The sequence below is a fragment of the Arachidicoccus sp. BS20 genome (genome assembly GCF_001659705.1).
Lineage (GTDB): Bacteria > Bacteroidota > Bacteroidia > Chitinophagales > Chitinophagaceae > Arachidicoccus.
Window position 1 is genome coordinate 253,214 of the sequence record NZ_CP015971.1, and the last position, 18,396, is coordinate 271,609.

Genomic DNA, 18,396 nt, shown 5'->3' on the forward strand with positions numbered 1-18,396 from the left:
TGTTTCTGTAAAATTAAAAATACTAAAAAGGTAGCAATTGCTCGCTACCTCTATATCTTGTTTTTTGAATTACGAATCAAAGATAGCCCAAAATTTTCAACATACTTTGTGCTGTTTGCTCTTTTGCATACACCCAATCTTCTAACGCACCGTTTTTGTCGTATTCAACAATCACGTGCTTTGGCGAAGGAATGAGGCAGTGCTTAATACCGCCGTAGCCGCTTATCTGGTCTTGATATGCACCTGTATGAAAAAAACCAACATACAAAGGCTTTTTATTTTCGGGGTCGTCAGAATCTATGGATTTAGTTTTGGGAAGAAAAACTTCGTTAATATGCTCTTCCGAGTCATAATAATCGTGTCCGTCGCAGGTAATTCCCCCAAGCACTACACGCTGATATTCGTTGTCCCATTTATTAATCGGCAGCATTAAAAATTTTTCGCCGATGCCCCAGGTGTCAGGCAGAGTTGTGATGAAAGACGAATCAATCATGTACCACGTTTCACGGTCGTTTTGCTCTTTTTCTCCAATGACACTGTAAATATGCGCCATGCTTTCGCCAACCGTGAAGCTGCCAAATTCCGTATAAATATTGGGCATCGGCACTTTTGTTTTTTTGCACGCAGCTTTAATATTTCCGACAATTTCGTTTATCATAAACTGATAATCGTACTCAAATGCCAGCGAATGTTTTATGGGAAAACCACCGCCGATATTGATGCTGTCAAGTTCGGGACAAATTTTTCTTAACTGGCAATAAAGGTTGATGGCTTTATTCAATTCCGACCAATAATAAATATCGTCTTTAATTCCTTTATTTAAAAATATATGCAGCATTTTGAGCTGATATTTTTCTTCATTGCCCTCAATTTCATCCACATAAAATTCCAAAATATCACGAGCTTTAATGCCAAGTCTTGACGTATAAAAAGGAAACGTAGGTTCCTCTTCGGCAGCAATGCGAATGCCTATATTGAAAGGCTCTTTGGTTCTTATGCTGCGCTTGTACATATGCAGTTCGTCTTTATTGTCCAACACAGGAATTACATTTTTGAAACCGGCGTTGATTAATTTGGAGATGCTTGAAGTATATGCTTTAGGCTTGAATCCGTTGCAGATAATGGAAATATCCTTTGTGATTTTTTTCTTCTTATACAACTGGTTGATGATGTCAATATCATAAGCAGACGATGTTTCCAAGTGAATATCATGCTTCAGTGCTTCTTCAACTACAAAAGAAAAATGCGAGCTTTTGGTACAATAGGTATAAAAATATTCGCCTTCGTATTTATGCTTTTTAAAAGCATTTCTAAAATAGTCTTTTGCGCGGTTGATATTGATACCAATTTTCGGCAAGAATGTAAGTTTCAGCGGTGTTCCGTGTTTTTCAATAATTGGTTTTAAATCTAAACCATTAAACTCTAAATATCCGTTTTCGTTCAAATCAATTCCTTCCTGCGGGAAGTGAAATGTTTGTTTCACGAGGTCGGTATACGAATTATTCATTCTGTAAAATGATTAATTGTGTGCTTAAAAATTTTGAAGCACAAATGTATGGGAAAATATGAATTATGATTTATGAAATTTTGTGATGAATTCTTTATTAATCTATTGCCGCAGATACACGGATGAAAATATATGTGTGCATCTGTCGTTTAATAAATAGGTACAAAAAAATCCTTGCAGTTTTTTCTGCAAGGATTTATGGTTTTCAATATAAAACTAATTAATTAGTTAAACTTCTTCGCATCTTCGAGAAACTTAGCCAATCCGATGTCTGTCAAAGGATGTTTCAACAAACCTAAAATCGGCTCAAGCGGCGAAGTGATTACATCTGCACCTGCTTCCGCACATTGAATAATGTGATTGGAGCTGCGGATTGATGCTGCCAAAATTTCGGTTTCATAACCTTGAATGGAATAAATTTCAGCAATTTGTTCAATCAGTTGAATACCTTCCCAACCACTGTCGTCAATACGACCGATGAATGGCGAAACATAAGCGGCACCTGCTTTTGCTGCAAGAATTGCTTGTCCGGCAGAAAACACCAATGTACAGTTTGTACGGATGCCGTTGTCGGTAAACCATTTTATAGCTTTAACGCCTTCTTTAATCATCGGAACTTTTACCACAATATTTTTATGAAGAGCTGCCAGCTTCTGACCTTCTTCGATAATGCCTTTAAAATCGGTGGAAACAACTTCTGCACTGATGTCTCCGTTTGTTACAATTTCGCAGATTGTTTTATAATGCTGATATACAGCTTCCTGTCCTTTAATGCCTACTTTCGCCATCAAAGAAGGATTAGTCGTAACACCATCCAAAATGCCCAAATCGTTTGCTTCTTTAATTTGTTCCAAATCTGCCGTGTCGATAAAGAATTTCATTTTTGTAGATTTATTTAATTTTTAATAATAAGAAATCTCAATTAAGAAAAGAAACCTGTGTTTCAATTTCGAGACAAAGTTAAATATAAAAAATAAAAAGATGTGGTAAATTGGCAGAGAAGTAACAGAAAAATAAAAGGCAGGCTTATTACATCGCACCGCTACAACCACCTACTCTTGCTACCTTCCGGTCCTGGGAGGTTTCAGCAGGAGCTGGTCGTGTAAGACCTGCCGGGTGCAAATGTAAAAGATTTATATTAACTGCCAAATTTTTGGTAAGCAAATAAAAACCCGCTTGCGCAATTGCAAACGGGTCCAATAAGTTGTTCGAGCATATCGAGACAGACTAAAAATCCTTTTTAGCCACGCCATCGGCAATTGCTTTCAACGCAGTTGCTTCGCCTAAGATAGCGCTCATTTTATTGCCCTTCCCATCATTTCCTTTGGCAATATAGCCGCCTCTTGCTGTTTTTGAAATTACCGCATCGTGCATGGGTACATCTTTTTCCTTTGTTTTCAAGCAATAAGCCTTAATAAATTTTGAAGTGTCCATCATTTCCTTTTTTAAATTAAAAAATACTGATTGTCAGAATATGCATATAAAAGCGCAATTTCTTAAATCGCAATAAATGTACCATTTTTCCTGACAAAATCTTTATTTGGGAATTGATTTTCTTTTGAAAGTAAATAAAAATTAATGGCACAAAAGTTTTGTTAAATATAAAATTGTATTATTTTTGACAAAATCAATTGCGTATCGAATAAATTTTACTCTGAATATTTTTATTAATAATACCGCATAGCCTGCGGTGCAACAAAGACTTAGAGTAAAATTATGAGAACCTACACAACCTACAATGATACGCAACTTGTCTTATCTTTTCAAGACGGTGATGTAACAGCTTTGTCAACATTGATAGAGCGGTACAAAGACAAAATCTATTCGTCTATTTTTTTCCTTGTTAAAAACAAAAGTCTCGCCGAAGATATCTTTCAAGATACGTTTATTCGTGTGATAGATACTTTGCGCTCGCGCCGCTACAATGAGGAAGGAAAAGTACTTCCGTGGATTATGCGCATTGCGCACAACCTGTGTGTTGACCACTTCCGAAAAATAAAGCGGATGCCTGTAATCACAAGCGACCAATCGGATATTCGCGATATTTTTGAATCGACGGGCGTAAATAATTATGAGAATGCCGAAAAGGAAATTATACGGCAGGAAACAAATGCTACGCTTACCGATATGCTGTACCGCTTGCCGGAAACGCAGCGCGATGTAATCATTCTGCGGCACTTTGCCGATTTGAGCTTTAAAGAAATTGCGCGCATTACCAATTGCAGCATCAATACAGCGTTGGGAAGAATGCGTTACGGATTGCTGAACCTGCGCAAGATGATGGAAGAAAACAGCGTGTCTTTATAAAATTTTGTAGGTATAATAATGGTCGTTTTCGAAAGCTCAAACATGAAAAATGCACAAGCGGAAGCTTGTGCATTCTTTTTCTTTTGGATCAAGATTAATTGTTGAGTGCCACAACTAATTCTTTGAACAAGCTTGTGAGCTTTGGTTCTGCTGCATTGGCAGCTTCCAAAACTTCTTCGTGGGTAATCACATTGTTATCTTCACGGATTCCCAAGTCAGTTACCACGCTTATCGCAAAAACTTTCATGCCCGCATGAACGGCTACAATAGTTTCCTGCACAGTGCTCATACCTACAACATCGCCGCCAATAGCTTTGATTAAGCGATACTCGGCATGTGTTTCAAATGTTGGTCCGGTAACGGCTGTATAAACGCCTTCGTGCAAATGAAGTTGCAGTTTTTCGCCGATGCTTTTTGCAAGAGTAATTATTTTTTTATCATAAGGTTCGCTCATGTCCGGAAAGCGAACACCGAGTCCTTTTTCGTTTTTTCCAATCAAAGGATTGTGTGTAAAAAAGCTGATATGGTCGTTGATAATCATTAAATCGCCCACTTTATAATCGGGATTTACCGAGCCGGCAGCATTGGACAAAAGAATGGTTTCGATGCCCAAAAATTTCATCACACGAATAGGATAGGAGACTTGTGCTGATGTGTAGCCTTCGTAAAAATGAAAGCGACCCGCCATTGCCAAAACTGTTACACCATTGAGTTTGCCGAAAATAAGTTTGCCGGAATGACCTTCTACCGTACTTACAGGAAAGTGTGGAATATCGCTGTACGGAATGGATTGTTCAACTTCTATTTCTGTTGCGAGATTGCCCAAACCACTACCCAAAACAATACCGATTTTGGGATTGGCTGTACTTGCCGATTGAATGTATTTTGCCGACTCGTTTAATTGCTCAATTAATGATGACATATAAGATTTTCGCTTTTTGCAAATGTAAAAGAATGAATGAATAAAAACCGTATGTGGATAAATAAAGAAAGCCGATGGACAAATGTTCTTCGGCTTTTTGTATGATTTGTTTGTGAAAAATTAAAACGGTAAATCATCCACAACATCATCCGGCGCGGCATCGGGAACAAAGTTGTCCGGCGCATTGTTTATTGCAGTTTGCGCAAGACTTCCTGCTGCTTCCAAACGCCACGCATCAAGATTGGTAATATAATTTTCACGTCCGTCTTTGCTCCATTTCGTTCCTTTTAAGTTGAAAGAAACTTTTATATCGTCGCCTATGTTGAACTTATCGGGCAAAGCCGTTTTGTCCTGCACGCATTGAAATTTCACATAATTATTAATAATTCTTCCGCCTATATCATCTGATTTTTCTATAACAAATTCTCTTGTTTTAAACGTTTCGGTGCGTTGTACAGTGTCGTATTTTGCTACTAATTTTCCTGTTACTTCGTAAGACATTTTTTTATTTATTTAATGATTTAAAATATGCAAATGTGCAAATCAGCAAATATGCAAATAATGCTTGTGTTTTTTATCTTTTCAATAATTTGCATATTTGCATATTATCTGATTTGCTAATTATTCTTCCTTCTTTCGATTTCTTTTTTAATCAATGAAAGCTCCCGGCTTGTTTGTCCTTTCACGCTGCTGTTTTCCTGCGCGCGCCGCATGAGATAAGGAACAATATCGCGTATAGGACCGAACGGAACATACTTGCTTACGGAATATCCGTCTTTCGCCAGGTTGAAAGTCATGTTGTCACTCATGCCGTACAATTGTGAAAAATGTACATGCGGATGATGATGCGATAATCCTTTGGAATGCAGTTGTTCTGCGGCTTTCAGCGCACTTTGTTCATTATGCGTAGCTACTACAAATGCAATGTTATCAATATTTTCAAAGCAATAATCCAGTGCAAGATTATAATCTTTATCGGTTGCTTCCTTGTTTTTTTGAATAGGCGAGGCATAATTCATTGCAGTTGCGCGCGTACGTTCCTTTTCCATATATGCGCCGCGAACGAGTTTCGCTCCGAGAATAAAACTTTGTTCTTTGGCAATTTTATGCGACATTTTTAAAAAATCCAGTCTGTCGTGGCGATAGAGCTGGATAGTGTTATATACAAGCGCTTTGTTTTTATTATAAATTGCCATCATTTCCATCGTAATGTGGTCAATCGGGTCTTGAATCCAACTTTCTTCCGCATCTACCAATACGCCGATTCCGGTTTCTTCGGCAACGTCGCAAATTCTTTTCATGCGCGCGCGAACTCTTTCCCATTCAGCGCTTTCAGCTTCGCTATCGTGTACGCCGCTGCGCAGGCGCGGCGCTTCGTTTAATTTTTCCAGCAAAGCAAATCTCGCCAAACCGGTAACTTTAATCGCAATTACCGGAATATTTTTTTGAGATGCGGCAAAGCGGATTACGCGGATAAATTCTTCCGTGGCGTGTTCAAAATTTTCTTCCGATTCTTTGCCTTCAACGCCGTAATCGAGAATGACGTCCACGTTGTATTTATCGAGCATTTGGCAAACTGTTGCTGTTTCTTCCAGTGTTTCACCGCCTACAAACTGTTTAAAAATTGTTTTGCGAATCAAGCCGTCAATCGGTAATCCTGTTTTTACCAAAAACGGTGTAAACCTTGTGCCGAGCGCAGTAAGCGCGGGATAATTCATGGTAGAAAATAACCGTTTGGCAGATTTTAATTCTTTGTCGGATTTGTACGCAAAAGCAACTTTGGTATTGTTAAAAGAAACGCTCATGTCTGGAATAATTTGTGCGCAAATATCTGATAATTGAATTTAACTGTCAAATGATTTGTTGCATGGAAATTCTCTTTTAAGGAGATAAAATAATTTGCCTTGTAAAATATTTGTTGAATAACTTCGCGCCGCAGTTCCTTTAAGAAAAAATAATAATTAAAATGGCAAATAGATTTTTCAAACTCGCGTTGTGTTTCCTTACGTTTTTATTACTGACCAATTTTTCCTATGCGCAATCGGACGATGCTACACAATTTTCCATTCATTTGAAAAAAGATAAAAAGAAAAGAAATCCCGGAAGCAAAGGAACAATTTACGGCTCGTGGGGCTATAATAAAGAATGGTACACGCCAAGTAATATTCATATTGACCAGCCTTCGCTCGGCAATAATTATACTTTGAGAAATGTGTATGCAGGCGATAAACCCGGATGGAATAAAGGCTTGTTTAACAAGGCTTTGTCGATTCCGCAATACAACTATCGTTTGGGATATTTTTTCAAAGATAATTGGGCTGTCGAAATCAATTTCGACCATACAAAATATGTGGTAGCAAACGACCAATTGCTACATGCAGTAGGAACCATGAACGGGCAAAAAGTAGATACTTTTATCGATAACAGAAAGGGGTTTATTCGCTGGCAACTTAATAATGGCGCAAACTTTTTGTTGTTCAACCTTGTGCGCCGAACGCATATCACGGATTTTAATACCGACTGGTTTGATGCTTCCGCATTTTTCAAAGGCGGCATAGGCGTTGTAATTCCACATGTACAAAACACGATTGACGGGCATTCGAATCATGCCGATTTTCAGTTTGGCGGGTTCAATCAAGGCGTAGAAGCCACAGTACGTGCAACATTCTTTAATCATGTGTATCTTGAATATTGTAACAAGTTAGACCTTGCCGAATATTCGCATCTGCATATTTACGAAGGGGAAGCAAGACAATTGTTCGGTACCTACGAGATGATTTTAAATATCGGCGTAAGCGTTCCGTTAAAATAATGGTAGAAAATACAAGGCAAAGTGTTTGAATAAAATTTCCTTATATCTTTATCAATATGAGGTGTAAAGCTGTCGGCTTATTTCTAATACTAATCTTGTCAAATGCTATCTTTTAATTCGTTTGAAAAATCTTATGGCAACAACACAATTCTGGAAATTGATAATTTCATTTTCGATGCCGGCATTTATTGGCTGAAAGGCGCGAATGGTTCCGGAAAAAGTACATTAATCAAAGCTATTGCCGGTTTGCTTTCTTATAAAGGCAATATTTTTTTTAAAGAATATAATTTAAAAAAGAATGGTGTCGCATACAGGCAAAAAATAAATTTTGCAGATGCAGAACCGTTGTTCCCCGATTATCTTACGGGCGAAGATTTGGTTCAGCTATTTTTGAGAGCCAAAGGCGGAAATATTCGCGGCATTCGCGATTTTTCAGAAGAAATAGGCATTGCCGAATATTTGCAAAATTCAATCGGAACATATTCAAGTGGTATGCTCAAAAAACTTTCATTAGCGCTTGCTCTTACTGGCAATCCTTCACTGATTTTGCTGGACGAGCCGTTCATAACGCTCGATTCCGCCTCATTGCAAATATTACAGAACAGAATTGAAAAACTCTACAAAGACAAAGGAATCAGCTTTATATTTTCGTCGCATCAATCCGTAAACTTAGAAAATAGTTTTTTGGCAAAGGAAATTCTTATCAATAACAAAACAATCCAAATACTTTATTGATGGGCATTTCAGTACCATTAGCTTTAAGGAAGATATTTGTTCACGGTTTTTATCGTGTACACGCAGGAATGCTTGTGTTTTTATTTACTGCTGTTTTAAGCTGCTGTTTTTTTGTAAATACTTTGGGCGAATTGCCGCCGGGAAGTTATTTCTTCTGGCATTATGTAATTACGATTACTTTGGTAAGCAACCCTGTTATGATGCTGGTATTTTTTGTTTTGTGCATGTTTTACGCTTTTAAGAATTTACAGTTCATAGATGCAGAGTTGCAAAAATCAAATAACCGGTTTTTGTTTTACAGTATGAATGCCTTAAAGAAAAAAGAGCATTTTAAAGTGTGGTTCGTTATCCAATTGTATGTTTTTCTTCCACTTATTATTTACACTTCGTTTTCTGTAATCATAGGCTTTTTTACACGTCATTATTTTACGCCGTTTCTTTTTGTTATTTACATTTTATTGCTCGCTGCCTGTTGTGCAATGTTTATTGTAAAAAACCTGAATAACGTTGGTAAACGAGAAAAAAGTACTGTATCAAATCTGCTGTTTAAAAAGTGGCATAAACCCTTTTTTACGTTATACACTTATCATGTTCTGCACAGATTGAAAGGAACTTATGTTGTTACAAAAATTATTTCTGCGCTTATCATTCTAACATTGTTTTATAATTACCCCGATTTGAAAGAGGATATTAAAACCTCCTGCCTTATCGTAACACTTATTGTTATAGCGCATTCGGTTATCATTTTTCAGGAACAGATTTTTAATAATAAATATCTGTTGTTTTCCTATAATTTTCCTTATTCCAAAACGAAATTATTTTTTGCCTTCATCATTAATTATTTGTTGATTTTATTCCCGGAAATATTCTGGTTTTTCATTTATTTTTCTATCGGGAATGCTTTGCTGCTCTTGTTTTTTGCATTGTCTGTTCTTTTGTTGTTAAGAAGCATTTCTTACGCTTCGGATATTAAATTACAGGCTTTTTTAAAAGTTGTTTTTCTAATGCTTGCGATTATTTTTCTGGTAATAATTTATGGCTTTTTCCTGCTTGTTCCGCCGGTTTGTTTTGTGCTTGCGTTCATCATTTTTCGTACAAATTATTTTTACAAAAGTGTTGAATAAAAAATTTATTCTTTCATATACATTTTTCAATTAGTTTTGCCGCCGTAAACAAAATTCCTCGGGGTGCTTTCTTCGGAAGGCTGAGATTATACCCGTAAAACCTGAACAGGGTAATGCCTGCGAAGGGAAGGCTGCAAAGCATTTCTACAACTTTGCAGAAACTTTCTCCGCATCATACTCGTTCTTAATTTTTAAAAAAATTATGCAACGGATTTTATTGTCTTTCGTGTTGGCATTGGTTGCCAACGTACTTTTTGCACAGGTAAGTTTTAACGGAAAAATTTTAAATGAACAGCAGCAGCCTTTGGCAAATGCAACGGTTCTTTTGAAAAATGTTTCAACGAAACAAGTATTAAAAACGACAAGTAACGATGATGGTTTTTTCTCCTTTTCTTCCCTGAAAGAATATACAAAATGGAAACTCAATATTTCTTATACCGGGAAAAATATTTATGCAACGAATATTTTAGTCAATAGCTCAAATATTGATGAAACCTATGTTTTAAACGATTCGCAACAAGAGCTTGAACCGCTGGAAGTGCGTGCTGTGCGTGCGAGCGACAAATCGCCTTTTACAAAAACAAATATTTCCGCAGCAGAAATCGAAAAAAATAATTTAGGAAAAGACTTGCCTTTTCTCTTAAATCAAACACCGAATGTTGTGGTTAATTCCGATGCAGGCAACGGCATTGGCTACACGGGGATTACCATTCGCGGTTCAGATGCAACGCGCACCAACGTTACGATTAACGGTATTCCAAACAACGATGCAGAAGACCAGGGCGTGTATTTTATAGATATGCCCGATTTGGCTTCTTCGGTTGGTTCTATACAAATTCAGCGCGGCGTAGGTTCTTCTACAAACGGCGCGGGCGCTTTTGGCGCAACCGTAAATTTGAGTACCAATGAAGTGCATGACAGCGCTTATGCAACATTCAGCAACAGTTACGGTTCGTTCAATACATGGAAAAATACTGTTGCCGCAGGTTCAGGGTTGGTTGATGGCAAATTCACGGCTGACGTGCGTTTGAGCAATATATCAAGCGACGGATATATCGACAGGGCAAAGAGTAATCTTCAATCTTTATTTTTCTCAACGGCATATATCGGAAAGAAAACAACCGTGCGGTTTAATTTTATTACAGGCAAAGAAAAAACGTATCAAGCCTGGGACGGCGTTTCCGAAGATATTTTGCCAACGGACAGAACTTACAATGAACTTGGCTACATCAACGATTCTACTTTTTATAAAAACGAAACGGATAATTATTGGCAGTCGCATTACCAGCTTTTTATTACCCATCGGTTTAACGAGAAACTTAGTTTTAACCTTACTTCTTTTCTCGTGCATGGTTACGGATATTACGAAGAATATAAAACGGATGCAGATTATTCATCTTACGGAATCCCTTATCCTGTCTCAGTTTCTGGCGATACAACTTATTCAACGGATTTGGTCAGGCAAAAATGGTTGAAGAATAATTTTTACGGACAAACATTTTCTCTTCAATATAAAAATACAAATGATGAACTCACTTTCGGCGGTGCGTGGACAAACTACGATGGACAACATTACGGCAATGTAATTTGGGCGCAAAACGGCGGCGTTGCAAATGATTATGAATATTACAATGTGCCTGCGTACAAATACGATAAAAGTATTTACTTGAAATGGCTGCACACATTTGACGAATATTGGAATTTGTATGCCGATGTTCAATACAGAAATGTATGGTATCATATTTACGGATTTGAGGATGACCCGGAATTAATCAGAAAAAGCAAGTTTAATTTTGTTAATCCAAAAGCAGGAATATCCTATACAAGAAACGGCTACAATGCTTATCTGTCCTACGCTTTGGCGAATAAAGAACCGAGCAGAGATGATTATGAAGCAGGCTTGGATAATCAGCCAAAACCTGAAAAGCTACACGATTTTGAATTGGGTGCAGAAAAAAAAGCAGCAAAATATAATTGGGGAATTAATCTCTATTATATGTTGTACAAAGACCAATTGGTATTAACAGGCAAGCTGAATGACGTAGGCGCAGCAACGCGCATCAATGTGCCGAACAGTTATCGCGCGGGCATTGAACTGCAAGGCGGATATGTATTCTCGAATTGGCTGAATGCCGCAGCCAACCTGAGTTTCAGCAGAAATAAGATAAAAGATTTCACGGCATATTACAATGCTTACGATGCAGATTGGAACGAATTGCCGCAGGTTGCAGAGCAGCATCACAACACAGATATTGCGCTTTCGCCGAGCGTTGTAGGAGCAGGAACAATTAATATTTTGCCTTTTAAAAATCTGGAATTGAGTTTAATAAGCAAATATGTCGGCCGCAGGTATATGGATAATACACAGAATAGCAGCAGGATCGTGGCGGCATATTATAATCAGGATGCACGAATTATTTATACAATAAAAACTAATTTCTTTAAAGAGTTAAGCATCATTGGGTCGGTGTACAATGTGTTTAATACAAAGTATAACTCTATCGGTTACACATATCCTGAATATGAAAAAGGTAAAGTAAACAATTGGAATTATTTCTTCCCGATGGCGGGAACGAATTATATGGTAGGAGTGAATATAAAGTTATAAGGCTTATCTATGAAAAAGAAGAAGGCGAGTACAATTGTATTCGCCTTTGTTTTATATCGCAGGTTCTTGCTGGCTCAGGCAATGAAAGCTTCCCAAGCCCCAAATAATTTCCGTAGAATCTATGCCTACAACTTTTCTCGTAGGAAAATATTGCTGAATAATTTGCAATGCTTCATCATCTTGTTTGCAACGATAAGTTGGAACAATGATGAACTTATTGGCAATATAAAAATTTGCGTAGGATGCAGGCAGACGCTGATTTTCCCAAATAACGGCATCTGGCATTGGCAGCTCAACAATGTTTAATTGTTTACCGTTCAGCAAGCGCATTTGTTGCAGTTGTTTTAAATTGTTCTGCAATAAACTAAAATTTTCGTCGCTCTTATTTTTTTCAACAACAGTCAAAACGGTGTCTTCATTTACGAAGCGGATAGTGTCGTCAATATGTCCGTCTGTATCGTCGCCTACAATGCCTTCGTCTACCCAAAGAATTTGTTCAACACCGTAATAATTTACCAGATATTCTTCAATCTCTTTTTGCGTCAAATGCGGGTTGCGGTTTGGATTGAGCAAACACGAAGTTGAAGTAAGCAACGTTCCTTTTCCGTTAAATTCCACAGAGCCGCCTTCCATCACAATGCCGGGATAAAAAACAGGAATGTTATAATCTTTCGCAATTAACGTAGGAATCACGTCGTCCAAATCGTACGGCGGATATTTATTTCCCCATGCGTTATAATTCCAATCAACAATTGCTTTTTTATTTTCTTTTTGATTGATGATAAACGCAGGACCATGGTCGCGGCACCACGCATCATTTGTCGGATGAATGAAAAATTCTACTTGCGATAAATCAACGCCCGCTTTCTCGAAATGCCCGACTGCAAAGGCTTTCATTGCTTCATCGTTTACATTAATACAAACTTTTTCGCTTTGCGAAAGTAATTTTACAAACTCGGAATAATACGGATAAACCTTATCGATTTTTCCGGGCCAGCTTTCTTCTTTGTGTGGAAAGCTCAGCCATGTTGCGGAATGTTTTTCAAATTCAGCAGGGAAAAAATAACCTAATTCTTTGGGAGTCGGATTCATGTAGAAATAGTCAGTGTTCAATAATTAATAATCGATATTCAATTTGGCAGCCAAACTTGTGTGATTGTTGGTAATGAATTTTATAAAATAATTTTGCTCTATTTGCGAAAAGAAAATGTACCAACTTGTGTGTTCGTTAGCTTTATACGTCAAATATTTTTCGCCGTATTGTTGAAGTTCGACAGGCGTGTTTTTTGCTGGAAAAGTTGCAATATTTTCTTCTATAAAACTTTTTATTTTAAGCACATATTCTTCTGCACTATCCATAAACCCAAAGTATTCTTGTTTAAAGAGAACATCCATTAAATCATTAAAATAAATTCTTACTTCGGGCAAGTAAATAATTATTTTTTCCATGGCCATGCCCTGATATGTTCTATAACGTTATTAAAAAATTCTTCGCCGGAAATACCGACTTCCTGCCAATACACAACCTTTTCTTTATCGGACAATGTTGCTTCGTAAGCCGCATCGTACTTAGGTTTGTTGCTTTCTTTCATTATGCGAGCAACCTTTTCCAAAGTACTTTTATCTTCCAAATTGATGAGCCATTTAGCGATTTCCAATTTATCTATTTCAACAATTGTGTCCATAAACTTTGTTTTTGTAAAGTTACAAAATTACTCATCAATAAATCTTTTCGTAATCGGCTGATAGCTGTCAATTCTTCTATCTCTTAAAAAGGGCCAATGCGTGCGATAATGGTCTGTTTTTTTTGTATCAATTTCCACAACGGTCGTTTCTTCATTATCGTGAGAAGCTTTGTAGATAAGGCTTCCGAAAGGATTGCTTACAAAACTTCCGCCCCAGAATTTCATCAATCCGTCTTGTTCAAAACCGACGCGGTTCACACTTACAACATGAACGCCGTTGGCAACAGCGTGGCTGCGCTGAATGGTTTGCCAGGCGTTGTATTGTTCTTCATTCGTGGCTTCGTCTTGCGAAGTTGCCCAACCGATTGCCGTAGGATAGAAGAGAATTTCTGCGCCCATTAAAGCTGTGATGCGCGCCGCTTCGGGATACCATTGGTCCCAACAAATTAACACGCCGATTTTTGCAAACTTTGTTTGAAAGATTTTATAGCCCAAATCGCCCGGCGTGAAATAAAATTTTTCATAAAAAGCAGGGTCGTCGGGAATGTGCATTTTTCGGTATTTGCCGAGATAAGTTCCGTCGGCATCCAAAACGGCTGTCGTGTTGTGATACAAACCTTCAGCACGTTTTTCAAACAGCGAAGCGATAATCACAACACCTAATTCTTTTGCAACTTCACTCAAGGCATCTGTCGAAGATCCGGGAATTGCTTCTGCCAATTTGAAGTTCTCGTAATCTTCCACATCGCAGAAATATAACGAAGTGAATAACTCCTGCAAACACACGATTTGCGCGCTTTTTGCAGCAGCTTCTCTTACTTTTTCAATTGCTTTTTGCAGGTTCGCCGCTTTGTCTTTAACGCAGGACATTTGCACCAAACCAACTTGTACTTTTGCCATTTTTCTTACCGAATTTTGAACGGCAAAATTAGTGAAAATATACGAGGCGTGGAGCGGGATTTTGTTTGTTAATTGTAAAGTAAAATAGGAATAATATTATGCCGTTGTTGTATCTTTTGACCGACGGCAAAAATTATTTGTTAAAGAGAACTCCAAAGGCAAAGGTCTTCTATCACTTATAATAACCTTTTTATCTTAAAGTTCTCTACGATATTATTATATTCTTCATTTGTAATAACATCTCTATCTAAGAGCCACCGAAGCTGGTTCATAAATATTTCTTCTTTTGTAAAGTCATCAAATTGCGTATATTTTTCTTTCAAATATTCTTTTGATACCCTCACAATCTGTGAGATAAAATTTAATACCTCTTGCTCATTTGGAATTGCCCTATAAAAAACTAAATTGATTTGTCCGCCCGTTAAATAAATATCGTCCTGATGCTGTTTTAAAAAATTGGTAAGAATTAGGATTAAAAAAATTACATAGAAAATAATCAAAGTTCTCACGTCAATATTATGCTCCCATAATTCAGCTACGGTAAGAATCATGGGTAATGCGATGCAAACCCATAAAAATATTTTACCTGCCATAACATTATCAGCTTGATAATGAATATTAAAACCAATTCTATCAAGTTTGGCTTCGTATTTATTAATCTTCCGAACAGACTTAGTTTCGACAATAATTTTATCTGAATACAAGAAAAATTTCCTGTAATTAAATCCTCTTTTTTGGATAAACTCTTTTATCATAATAAAATATTCTTTGCCAAATATAATCAACGCTTATCAATAAAATCATCATTCATAAATCTCAATTCCCAATTTCCCCTACCTTAGCCCCATGGAAAAAAAACTCTTTTTGCTGGATGCGATGGCGTTGATTTATCGTGCGTATTATGCGCTCATCCGCAATCCGCGCGTTACTTCTACAGGTAAAAATACCAATGCACAATTCGGTTTTACCAATACTTTGCTGGAGCTGCTGAATAAGTACAAACCCACGCACATGGCGGTGTGTTTCGATACGCACGCGCCCACAGAACGCCACACCGATTTTGAACATTATAAAGCCAACCGACAGGAAGCGCCCGAAGATTTGCTCGCGTCCATTCCCGACATCAAAGAGATTATTCGCGGCTTCAATATTCCCGTGATTGAGAGCGACGGTTATGAAGCTGATGATATTATCGGTACGCTTGCTTGGGAAGCGGCGGATGCGGGTTACAAAGTGTTCATGGTTACGCCAGACAAAGATTACGGACAGCTTTTGACCAAGCCGAATGTGTTTATCTACAAGCCTGCATACATGGGCAACAAGGAAGAAATTTTGACGGCAGAAAAGATTTGTGAAAAATGGAATATTGAGCGTGTAGAACAAGTAATTGACATTCTCGGATTGATGGGCGATGCGGTGGATAATATTCCCGGCATTGCCGGCGTGGGCGAAAAAACGGCGGCGAAATTGTTGAAAGAATACGGCACGCTGGAAAATGTTTTGGACAATGCGGATAATATCAAAGGCGCATTGGGAGAGAAGGTACGCGCGGGAAAAGAGAATGCAATTTTATCTAAAAAGTTGGCTACGATTATCACAGATGTCCCTGTAAAATTTCACGAAGAAGATTTTTGCGTAAGCGATTACAACAAAGAGGCATTGGCTGAAATCTTCTCACAGCTTGAGTTTCGGACCTTAGGTAAAAGAATTTTGGGTGACAGTTTTACCATTGCCGCACCTGAAAATATACAAACAGATTTATTCGGCAACGCCGTTGAAACAAAATCAAATAATAAAAAAACTACGAAAAATTTCGTAGAAGAAGCACAAGTTGAAACAGTATCTTCTTTCAAAACAATTAATGATACGCCGCATAAATACGAGGTTGTTGATACGGAAGAAAAAATAAAATCATTAATCAAAAATCTTTCATCTCACAAAGAAATTTGTTTTGATACGGAAACAACAGGCACAGACCCGAACAATGTGGAATTGGTCGGACTCAGTTTTTCGGTAAAGAAACACGAAGCCTTTTATGTGCCTATTTCTGCCAACCAAGAAGAAGCGCAGCAGCAACTCGATTTGTTCGATGAATTGTTTAATAATGAAAATATTCTGTGGGTCGGGCAAAACATTAAGTACGATTTAATTGTCATCAAATGGTATGGTAAACAACTCGCGGGAAACATCTTTGATACGATGGTGGCGCATTATGTGATTGAGCCGGAAGGCAGGCGCGGAATGGATTTACTGAGCGAAAAATATTTGCATTACACACCTGTTCACATCGAAGAACTAATTGGGAAAAAAGGAAAAAATCAAGGCAATATGCGCGACGTGGAAATTCCGAAAGTCGCGGAGTATGCCGGCGAAGATGCCGATATTACCTTGCAACTGAAAGAAGCTTTTGAACCATTGATAAAAGAAAATGAGGTTGAAAAAGTGTTTAATGAATCGGATATTCCTTTAGTCAAAGTGCTTGCTAACATGGAGTTTGAGGGCATTAAGATTGACGTTGATTTTTTGAAAAATTATTCCGTTGTCCTGGAAAAAGATGCGAAAGTTTTTGAGGATAATGTGTATGAAGCGGCAGGCGTAAAATTCAATTTGGCATCGCCTAAACAATTGGGCGAAATATTGTTTGAGAAACTAAAACTCGATCCGAAAGCCAAGAAAACCAAGACAGGACAATACGCGACAGGCGAAGACGTATTGACGAAACTTGCCGTGCAGCACAAGATTGCAGATGATATTCTTGCGTTCCGTGAACTCACAAAATTGAAAAATACTTATGTGGACACATTACCGCAATTGATTAATCCGAAAACGGGCAGAGTGCATACTTCGTACAATCAAACGCTGGTGGTTACTGGGCGTTTAAGCAGCAACAATCCGAATTTGCAAAATATTCCCGTGCGCACGGAACGCGGAAAAGAAATACGCAAAGCATTTATTCCGCGCGATGAAAATCATGTGTTGATGAGCGCCGATTATTCGCAAATCGAGCTGCGCGTGGTGGCTGCCATCAGTGGCGATAAAAACATGGGCGATGCGTTTCGCAGCGGAGAAGACATTCATGCTGCAACAGCTGCAAAGGTCTACGGCGTGGGCGTTGCAGAAGTTACGAAAGAACAACGATACAAAGCAAAGAGCGTGAACTTCGGCATCATTTACGGGCAAGGCGCTTTCGGTCTGGCACAAAATCTCGGCATCAGCCGTACCGAAGCAAAAGAAATTATTGATAATTATAAAACCGAATTTTCCGGCATTGCCAAATACATGGAAGACTCGGTTGCTTTTGCGCAAAAGCATGGTTATGTTGAAACGTTGCTCGGTCGTAAAGCGCATATCCGCGATATTAATTCCGCTAATTTTACAGTGCGCGGTTTTGCGGAACGCATTGCCATTAACGCGCCTATTCAGGGCTCGGCAGCGGACATGATTAAGCTCGCGATGATTAAGATTGACAAGGCTTTCAGCGAAAAGAAGCTCCAGTCTAAAATGATTTTGCAGGTGCATGATGAATTGGTTTTCGACGTTGTAAAAGATGAAATTGAAGAAGTGAAAGAAGCTGTTTTATACAATATGCGCAACGCGTTGCTTTTGCCCAATGATGTTCCTGTGGAAGCGGAAGTGGGCATTGGAAATAATTGGTTGGAGGCGCATTAGTTCAATTTGAAAATTGGATGATTTGAGAATTTGAAAATGAAATTGCGTATCATAAAATAATGAATATAGTCATCAAATTGGCTACGTTGAAACGTCATGCCGAACTTGTTTTGGCATCTGAACATAA

At 38.0% G+C, this 18,396-nt stretch carries 17 protein-coding genes, 1 other RNA gene and 1 riboswitch; of the genes, 6 read left to right on the top strand and 12 right to left on the bottom strand.

Annotated elements, in window-relative coordinates; all coding sequences use genetic code 11:
- Positions 1-76: 76 nt before the first annotated feature.
- The 4 genes from A9P82_RS01120 to A9P82_RS01135 form a co-directional block, all read right to left on the bottom strand.
- Positions 77-1,507 carry a type III PLP-dependent enzyme domain-containing protein gene (locus A9P82_RS01120; protein WP_066203231.1) on the bottom strand — a complete coding sequence of 477 codons (1,431 nt, stop codon included), beginning with the start codon at positions 1,505-1,507 and terminating at the stop codon, positions 77-79.
- A gap of 224 nt (positions 1,508-1,731) precedes the next feature.
- Entirely contained in the window at positions 1,732-2,388 is a 657-nt protein-coding gene (fsa, locus tag A9P82_RS01125; RefSeq protein WP_066203235.1) for a fructose-6-phosphate aldolase, read from the bottom strand.
- Positions 2,389-2,522: 134 nt separating this feature from the next.
- An RNA gene (ffs, locus tag A9P82_RS01130) (signal recognition particle sRNA small type) lies at positions 2,523-2,622 on the bottom strand.
- Between the two features lie 112 nt (positions 2,623-2,734).
- Positions 2,735-2,944, bottom strand: a complete 210-nt coding sequence (locus tag A9P82_RS01135; protein WP_066203238.1) for a hypothetical protein — start codon at positions 2,942-2,944, stop codon at positions 2,735-2,737.
- A 279-nt stretch (positions 2,945-3,223) separates the two neighbouring features.
- Between A9P82_RS01135 and A9P82_RS01140 the strand changes: the two genes are divergently transcribed.
- On the top strand, positions 3,224-3,814 hold the full coding sequence (locus A9P82_RS01140) for an RNA polymerase sigma factor (RefSeq protein WP_066203240.1): 591 nt from the start codon (positions 3,224-3,226) through the stop codon (positions 3,812-3,814).
- Between the two features lie 94 nt (positions 3,815-3,908).
- On the opposite strand, the gene A9P82_RS01145 is transcribed toward A9P82_RS01140, so the two are convergent.
- From A9P82_RS01145 to A9P82_RS01155, 3 genes are all read right to left on the bottom strand, one after another.
- A complete protein-coding gene (locus tag A9P82_RS01145; protein ID WP_066203247.1) occupies positions 3,909-4,736 on the bottom strand; it encodes a purine-nucleoside phosphorylase in 828 nt (275 codons plus the stop codon).
- Between the two features lie 120 nt (positions 4,737-4,856).
- Positions 4,857-5,237, bottom strand: a complete 381-nt coding sequence (locus A9P82_RS01150) for a DUF3127 domain-containing protein (protein ID WP_066203251.1) — start codon at positions 5,235-5,237, stop codon at positions 4,857-4,859.
- 116 nt (positions 5,238-5,353) lie between these two features.
- Positions 5,354-6,541 carry a proline dehydrogenase family protein gene (locus tag A9P82_RS01155; RefSeq protein WP_066203253.1) on the bottom strand — a complete coding sequence of 396 codons (1,188 nt, stop codon included), beginning with the start codon at positions 6,539-6,541 and terminating at the stop codon, positions 5,354-5,356.
- A gap of 161 nt (positions 6,542-6,702) precedes the next feature.
- On the opposite strand from A9P82_RS01155, the gene A9P82_RS01160 reads away from it, so the two are divergent.
- From A9P82_RS01160 to A9P82_RS01175, 4 genes are all read left to right on the top strand, one after another.
- Positions 6,703-7,548: a hypothetical protein gene (locus A9P82_RS01160; RefSeq protein ID WP_066203256.1), complete on the top strand. Its 846-nt coding sequence runs from the start codon at positions 6,703-6,705 to the stop codon at positions 7,546-7,548.
- Between the two features lie 102 nt (positions 7,549-7,650).
- A complete protein-coding gene (locus A9P82_RS01165; protein ID WP_066203257.1) occupies positions 7,651-8,283 on the top strand; it encodes an ABC transporter ATP-binding protein in 633 nt (210 codons plus the stop codon).
- Positions 8,283-9,407 carry a hypothetical protein gene (locus A9P82_RS01170; protein ID WP_066203260.1) on the top strand — a complete coding sequence of 375 codons (1,125 nt, stop codon included), beginning with the start codon at positions 8,283-8,285 and terminating at the stop codon, positions 9,405-9,407. Before A9P82_RS01165 ends, A9P82_RS01170 begins: the two co-directional genes overlap by 1 nt.
- Positions 9,408-9,456: 49 nt before the next feature.
- A riboswitch (TPP riboswitch) is annotated at positions 9,457-9,552 on the top strand.
- 57 nt (positions 9,553-9,609) lie between these two features.
- Positions 9,610-12,015 carry a TonB-dependent receptor gene (locus A9P82_RS01175; RefSeq protein ID WP_066203263.1) on the top strand — a complete coding sequence of 802 codons (2,406 nt, stop codon included), beginning with the start codon at positions 9,610-9,612 and terminating at the stop codon, positions 12,013-12,015.
- A gap of 51 nt (positions 12,016-12,066) precedes the next feature.
- Here A9P82_RS01175 and A9P82_RS01180 read toward each other — a convergent pair whose 3' ends face one another.
- The 5 genes from A9P82_RS01180 to A9P82_RS01200 all read right to left on the bottom strand — a co-directional run bounded on the left by A9P82_RS01180 (position 12,067) and on the right by A9P82_RS01200 (position 15,355).
- Complete coding sequence (locus A9P82_RS01180) at positions 12,067-13,107, bottom strand: agmatine deiminase family protein (protein WP_066203265.1); 1,041 nt, start codon at positions 13,105-13,107, stop codon at positions 12,067-12,069.
- A 24-nt stretch (positions 13,108-13,131) separates the two neighbouring features.
- Positions 13,132-13,464, bottom strand: a complete 333-nt coding sequence (locus A9P82_RS01185; protein WP_066203267.1) for a hypothetical protein — start codon at positions 13,462-13,464, stop codon at positions 13,132-13,134.
- Positions 13,452-13,700 carry a hypothetical protein gene (locus A9P82_RS01190; protein ID WP_066203270.1) on the bottom strand — a complete coding sequence of 83 codons (249 nt, stop codon included), beginning with the start codon at positions 13,698-13,700 and terminating at the stop codon, positions 13,452-13,454. Before A9P82_RS01190 ends, A9P82_RS01185 begins: the two co-directional genes overlap by 13 nt.
- Before the next feature lie 27 nt (positions 13,701-13,727).
- Positions 13,728-14,600, bottom strand: coding sequence for a carbon-nitrogen hydrolase (locus tag A9P82_RS01195; protein ID WP_066203272.1), 873 nt, complete (start codon positions 14,598-14,600; stop codon positions 13,728-13,730).
- 176 nt (positions 14,601-14,776) lie between these two features.
- Positions 14,777-15,355, bottom strand: a complete 579-nt coding sequence (locus A9P82_RS01200; protein ID WP_066203275.1) for a hypothetical protein — start codon at positions 15,353-15,355, stop codon at positions 14,777-14,779.
- Positions 15,356-15,446: 91 nt separating this feature from the next.
- On the opposite strand from A9P82_RS01200, the gene polA reads away from it, so the two are divergent.
- Entirely contained in the window at positions 15,447-18,269 is a 2,823-nt protein-coding gene (polA, locus tag A9P82_RS01205; RefSeq protein WP_066203278.1) for a DNA polymerase I, read from the top strand.
- Positions 18,270-18,396: the final 127 nt, after the last annotated feature.

Bases quoted from the DNA above. Each gene is read 5' to 3' on its own strand.
- A9P82_RS01120 (WP_066203231.1), bottom strand. From the start codon at position 1,507: ATGAATAATTCGTATACCGACCTCGTGAAACAAACATTTCACTTCCCG.
- fsa (WP_066203235.1), bottom strand. From the start codon at position 2,388: ATGAAATTCTTTATCGACACGGCAGATTTGGAACAAATTAAAGAAGCA.
- A9P82_RS01135 (WP_066203238.1), bottom strand. From the start codon at position 2,944: ATGATGGACACTTCAAAATTTATTAAGGCTTATTGCTTGAAAACAAAG.
- A9P82_RS01140 (WP_066203240.1), top strand. From the start codon at position 3,224: ATGAGAACCTACACAACCTACAATGATACGCAACTTGTCTTATCTTTT.
- A9P82_RS01145 (WP_066203247.1), bottom strand. From the start codon at position 4,736: ATGTCATCATTAATTGAGCAATTAAACGAGTCGGCAAAATACATTCAA.
- A9P82_RS01150 (WP_066203251.1), bottom strand. From the start codon at position 5,237: ATGTCTTACGAAGTAACAGGAAAATTAGTAGCAAAATACGACACTGTA.
- A9P82_RS01155 (WP_066203253.1), bottom strand. From the start codon at position 6,541: ATGAGCGTTTCTTTTAACAATACCAAAGTTGCTTTTGCGTACAAATCC.
- A9P82_RS01160 (WP_066203256.1), top strand. From the start codon at position 6,703: ATGGCAAATAGATTTTTCAAACTCGCGTTGTGTTTCCTTACGTTTTTA.
- A9P82_RS01165 (WP_066203257.1), top strand. From the start codon at position 7,651: ATGCTATCTTTTAATTCGTTTGAAAAATCTTATGGCAACAACACAATT.
- A9P82_RS01170 (WP_066203260.1), top strand. From the start codon at position 8,283: ATGGGCATTTCAGTACCATTAGCTTTAAGGAAGATATTTGTTCACGGT.
- A9P82_RS01175 (WP_066203263.1), top strand. From the start codon at position 9,610: ATGCAACGGATTTTATTGTCTTTCGTGTTGGCATTGGTTGCCAACGTA.
- A9P82_RS01180 (WP_066203265.1), bottom strand. From the start codon at position 13,107: ATGAATCCGACTCCCAAAGAATTAGGTTATTTTTTCCCTGCTGAATTT.
- A9P82_RS01185 (WP_066203267.1), bottom strand. From the start codon at position 13,464: ATGGAAAAAATAATTATTTACTTGCCCGAAGTAAGAATTTATTTTAAT.
- A9P82_RS01190 (WP_066203270.1), bottom strand. From the start codon at position 13,700: ATGGACACAATTGTTGAAATAGATAAATTGGAAATCGCTAAATGGCTC.
- A9P82_RS01195 (WP_066203272.1), bottom strand. From the start codon at position 14,600: ATGGCAAAAGTACAAGTTGGTTTGGTGCAAATGTCCTGCGTTAAAGAC.
- A9P82_RS01200 (WP_066203275.1), bottom strand. From the start codon at position 15,355: ATGATAAAAGAGTTTATCCAAAAAAGAGGATTTAATTACAGGAAATTT.
- polA (WP_066203278.1), top strand. From the start codon at position 15,447: ATGGAAAAAAAACTCTTTTTGCTGGATGCGATGGCGTTGATTTATCGT.